2 protein-coding genes and 1 pseudogene are annotated in these 4,898 nt (G+C 72.8%); 1 reads left to right on the top strand and 2 read right to left on the bottom strand.

Annotated features, from left to right (window positions below):
• Positions 1-122: 122 nt before the first annotated feature.
• Positions 123-1,454: a hypothetical protein gene (locus KME77_RS20180; protein WP_219470073.1), complete on the bottom strand. Its 1,332-nt coding sequence runs from the start codon at positions 1,452-1,454 to the stop codon at positions 123-125.
• A 137-nt stretch (positions 1,455-1,591) separates the two neighbouring features.
• On the opposite strand from KME77_RS20180, the gene KME77_RS20175 reads away from it, so the two are divergent.
• Entirely contained in the window at positions 1,592-2,497 is a 906-nt protein-coding gene (locus tag KME77_RS20175; RefSeq protein ID WP_219470070.1) for an AraC family transcriptional regulator, read from the top strand.
• Here KME77_RS20175 and KME77_RS20170 read toward each other — a convergent pair.
• Positions 2,494-4,898, bottom strand: a pseudogene (locus KME77_RS20170) (hypothetical protein); the annotation flags it as partial. The gene KME77_RS20175 and the pseudogene KME77_RS20170 sit on opposite strands and share 4 nt — an antisense overlap.

Below are 4,898 nucleotides of genomic sequence, written 5' to 3'. Positions count from 1 at the left end.
GGCTGCATCGGAGTCTGGCCCACTGCCATCGCTCGTTCTCTCCCCACGCCCGGTGACCAACACCGATCACCCTGGCACAAGAGGACAGACCTACGCGAGATAGATCAAAAAACACCAGCCACCTAGGACGGCAGTGAGGTGCGGGGGAAGGCGAAGATCGCGCGGCCGCAGGCCAGCGGGGTGGCCGTCTCGGTGGCGCACTGGTCCTTGGTCCACTCGGTGAGCGACCAGACCAGGCCCGTCGCGTAGTCGTACGTGAGCGACTCCGGATGCATCGCCCAGCACTCGTACGCCGAGCTGTACGGGTTCGCGCAGGTATGGGACTTGCCGGAGGACGTGGTCAGCGCCCACAGCTCGCCGTTCTCGTCCGGCCAGCTGTGGGAGACGTACCAGGTGCCGTTCCAGGACAGCACGCCCTGCATGTTGCCGACCCGCGTCCGGAACGCCTGCGCGGCGGGGGTGTAGCCGGCGGCGTTGGCGGCCAGCAGGAAGTCCGGGCCGCCCAGGTTGTAGCGGTAGACGCGGCCGTGCAGGGCGGGGTTGCTGAAGTACTCGACGGCCGTCAGCGTGTCGGGGCTGGTGCTGCGGTCGAGCGAGATGGAGGCGAAGCACGGGACGCCCGAGTCGGTGGACATGCTGCACGTGCCGCTGGCGTAGCTGTAGAAGCCGACCTCCGGCATCACGTACTGGTAGCCGTAGGCGGCGTACCCGGCGGCGGTCCTGCCGATCGCCGAGGCGGAGTCGTTCACCTGGAGGATCTCCGCCATGCTGAAGACCCTGATGCCGGTGGAGTTGGCGCCCGTCGCGCTGACGTACAGCTTGTCGCCGTACCAGGCCATGCCGCCCATGTGCGCCTTTGCCGGGCCGAACGTGTTGTTGGCGTAGCTGGTGGCGTTGGCGTTCGTGGTGCCGTCCGTGGGGGCGACCAGGTAGACCCAGCGGTATTTCGGCGCGGACGGGTCGGTGTAGTCGATGAAGGCGACTCTGGCGTCGTTGTTGCGGGGGTTCGCTCCGCATTCGCCGGAGTTGCAGAAGTTCCAGCCCGCGAGGATGGCCTTGTACGCGCCCCAGGTGCCGTCGTCGTCGGCGTCGCCGGAGGTGGTCAGGCTCTGCGGGATCCAGGTCGTGGTGGCGGCGTCGCCGCTGTCCCAGCACCAGCTCACCGTGGCGGCCGGCTTGATCGGCAGGCCCGCGGCCTCGGTGCCGTCGCAGGCGCGCATGGGGTGGTTGGCGCTGTTCATGACGGCGGCGAATCCGGCCTGGGTGAGGCCGGGCTGGGCCTTGAGCGAGGCGAGGCCGGTCGTCGGGTGCCAATTGACGCCGGCTCCCGAGACGGCGACCAGCGGGGTGCCGTAGGCGGAGTCGTCCACCGGGTCGGCGGACGCGGCCGTCGCCGCGGTGAGCGGGGCGGCGGCCAGCAGGACGGTGGCGGCGATTCTCGTCAGGAGCTGCATGAGGCGTCCTCTCCGTCTGGGGGGGAACGGGACGCGAACCGTAAAAATCATGAAAGCCGGAGCGGGGCCGCAGATAGCACTAAACGCGTCAGACTCGGACGATCTTGCGGTGAATCACAGTCGCTAGGGTGGCGGCTGTGATCACCACCCCCCTCAAGCTGTCCAGAGGTCTGCTCTTCTTCGCCGACGGCTCCCCGGCGTTCGCGCGGCGCTACCGGCACGAGGGCGAGGAGCCCGTGCACACGCACAGCTTCGTGGAGATCGCCGTGGTGACCGCCGGCACGGCCGTGCACCACTCGTCGTCCGGGCGGATGAATCTGCAGGCTGGAGACGTCGTCCTGTTACGCCCGGGCGTCTGGCACGGGTACGAGGACTGCGCCGGGCTCGCCCTCTACAACTGCTGCGTCGGCACCGACCTGCTGCGCAACGAACTCGCCTGGACCCGCGAGGACCCGCGGCTGGGATACCTGCTGTGGACCGGCCCGCACTCGTTGCAGCGCCGCGGGCTGCTGACCACCCACTTGGCGGAAGTTGACCTGCGCACCTGCGTCGGCTACCTCGAAGCCCTCGACCGGCTGCGCGAGCTGAGCATCCACAAGCACCGGGCCGACGTGATCGGCTGGCTGTCGCTGTTCCTCGGGCACCTGTCCCGCACGGTCACGACCGGGCAGGACGAGCCGGACGAGGCCACGGTGACGCACCCCACGGTCATGCGCGTGGTCGGCATGGTGGAGGCCGACCTCGCGCACGACTGGACGCTGGCCGAGCTGGCCGGGGCCGTCGCGCTCAGCCCGGCGTATTTGGTGCGGCTGTTCAAGTCGGCCACGGGGCTGCCGCCCATGGCGTACCTGGGGCGGCTGCGCGTGGAGACCGCCGCCGACCTGCTGCTGCGCACCGACGAGCCGGTGACGTCGATCGCCAGGGCGGTGGGCTGGCCGGACCAGAGCTATTTCGCGCGCCGCTTCAAGAGCTACTTCGGGCTCAGCGCGACCACCTACCGCAACCGGTTCCGCGTCACCAACCTCACGGAACAGAACACCTAATATCGCAACCGCACGGGGCCGTACAGGCCGGTCGCGCGCTGGCCGTCGAAGACGAAGTGGGTGGGGCTGACGGCGTCCAGGTACGGCGCCAGCGTCCCGAACACCTCGACCTCCACGACGTTCTCCCCCGCCCGCAGCGCCGCGCCGACGTCGAAGCGGTACGGCGAGCAGACGCGCACCCCGCACGACCGGCCGTTGACCAGCACCTCGGCGGTGCCACGGACGCGCCCGAGATCGACGACCGCCCCGCCCGCCGCCTCGTCCACCGCCCCGTCTGCCGCCTCGTTCATCGCCTCGTCCGCCGCCCCGTCTACCGCCTCGGGGAGACGCGTGACGGTGCGGTAGCGGACGCCGCCGCTGTACTCGGGCAGGCCGGCGCGCTCCCAGTCGCCCAGCTCGATCGGGCCGGGCCCGGTCTCGAACTCGACCGGGCCGGTGAGCGTCGCGCCGCCGGTGTGGCCGGGCTCGGTCACGACACGCAGCAGGGCCTCGCGCGGGCCGCGTTTCGGGGCGAGCGGCGTCTCCAGGTGGCCGGTGCCCTCGGCCAGCTTCTCGCCGTCCACCAGCAGCTCGGCCTGCCCGCGCAGCGGCACCCGCAGCGCCGTGGCGCCGGGCGGGACGGGGAACCGCAGCCACTCGACCCGGCCCGCCGTCCCCTCCTCGGCCATGACCACGGGCAGCACGACAGGCGGGGGAGCCGCCGGGGCCTTCGACAGCCAGCGGGTGTCCGGCAAGGGGTGGGGGCGGCGGGGGAGGTGCAGCGCGGCCGGATCCTGGTACTGCGTCCTGCGGACCTCCGCCCGGGTGCGCCCGCCGTCGTGGACCGCCCACCAGCCGTGCCCCGACCGCACGCGGCCATCCACCAGCACCGGCTCGGCTCCGTCGCCCGTCCGCACGCTCACCGTGTTCTCGCCGGGACGCAGCACGCCGGTCAGGTCGTAGCGGCGCACGCGGGGTTTGCGCTGGTCGTCGTACGGGTCGAAGCCGCCCTGACGGCCCAGCTCCAGGCCGTTGACCAGCACCCGGCAGGCGGTCATGGAGGCGACCTGGAGGACGGCGCCGCCCGGCACCGAGGAGTCGTTCCCGGAGCCGGCGGGACGGTGGTCGAAGGTGGTGGTCAGCTCGGCCGGTCCGGCCGGGCCGGTGATCCACTCCGGGCGCAGGTACCGTCCGGGGTCGGTCACCACGGCCACGTGCGCGCGCAGCCACCCGTCGTCCTCCGGCGTCAGCCCCACCTCCAGCAGGTGGCGGCCGGGGGCGAGCGGCAGGCGGGAGATCGCCAGGTAGCCGTGGTCGTCCAGCTCGACGTCCCGCCCGTCGAGCCGGACCGTCTTGACGGCCGCCGCCCCGACCGCGAGGCATCCCTGCCTGGACACGGTCAGCTCGGTCCTGAAGCAGGCGCTCCGACCCGCGCCGACCTGGCCGAAGTCCAGGAACTCCTCGGGCACGTGCCCCTTCGGGCCGAGGTTGAGCCGGTGGATCGGGTCCTTGCGGATCCCGCGCGACGTCGAGAACACCGCCGGCCGCCACGCCCCGCCGTCCGTCCGCAGGCTGCCGTGCGAGCCGAACGTCGCGTACGCGGGCGCCCAGTCGTCCTGCCCGTCGAGCCGTTGCCGCACCTCCCAGCGTTGCAGGACCGGACCGGAGTGGCCGAGGTCGCCCCAGGTGTCGTCGAGGGTGGGGACGAGCTCCATCTCCCACGACGTCCCGAGATCCAGCTCGCGCGCCGGGGAGGCCGCCGGGGACGGCTCCACGTGCTCGCCCGTGAAGACGAGCAGTGCGGCCGGGCCGCCGTCGAAGGGCACCACGACCTCGACGGCCCCGCCGCTGACCGTGCACGGCAGCGCCCGCGTCCCGCCCCCGAACGGGTCCACCAGCAGCGGCGTCCCCGAGACGCCGTGCACACGCACCGGCATCCCGGCGGCGTGGCGGGCGGGGTCGAAGGTGATGGTGGCCGTGTCCCAGCCCTGGTCGGCGCCCCGGTCGTCGGGCCGTTCGACCGAGACGTGGCTGGCCATCGGGAAGGCGGCCTGGAGGTAGACGATCGTGGCGCCGTCGTACTCGCGTACCAGGGGAGGGACGGGCGCCTCCACCCGGCGCAGCGGCGTCAGCAGCGGGCTGAGGTCGGCCGCCGTCGCGGCGAAGCGGACGCGCGAGCGCAGCTCGCCGTCGGGACGGGCGCCGACGGCGACGACCAGGCCGCCCCGGTCGGCGAACGCCACGAGCGCCTGCTCGGACGCGGGGTCGAGCGTCACGCACGCGGGCAGCACGATCGCGGCATAAGCCTCATCAGCAACCGCCAGCCGCACCCACGCAGCCGCCCCGCCAGCCGCGCCCGCTCCACTGGCCGCGCCCGCCCCGCCGACCGCGCCCGCCCCGCCGGGCGCGCCCGCGTCACCGG

The sequence above is a fragment of the Nonomuraea rhizosphaerae genome (assembly GCF_019396405.1).
GTDB lineage: Bacteria > Actinomycetota > Actinomycetes > Streptosporangiales > Streptosporangiaceae > Nonomuraea > Nonomuraea rhizosphaerae.
The sequence above is the reverse complement of the archived record's forward strand: the minus strand, read 5'-3'. Positions and strand labels throughout refer to the sequence as shown.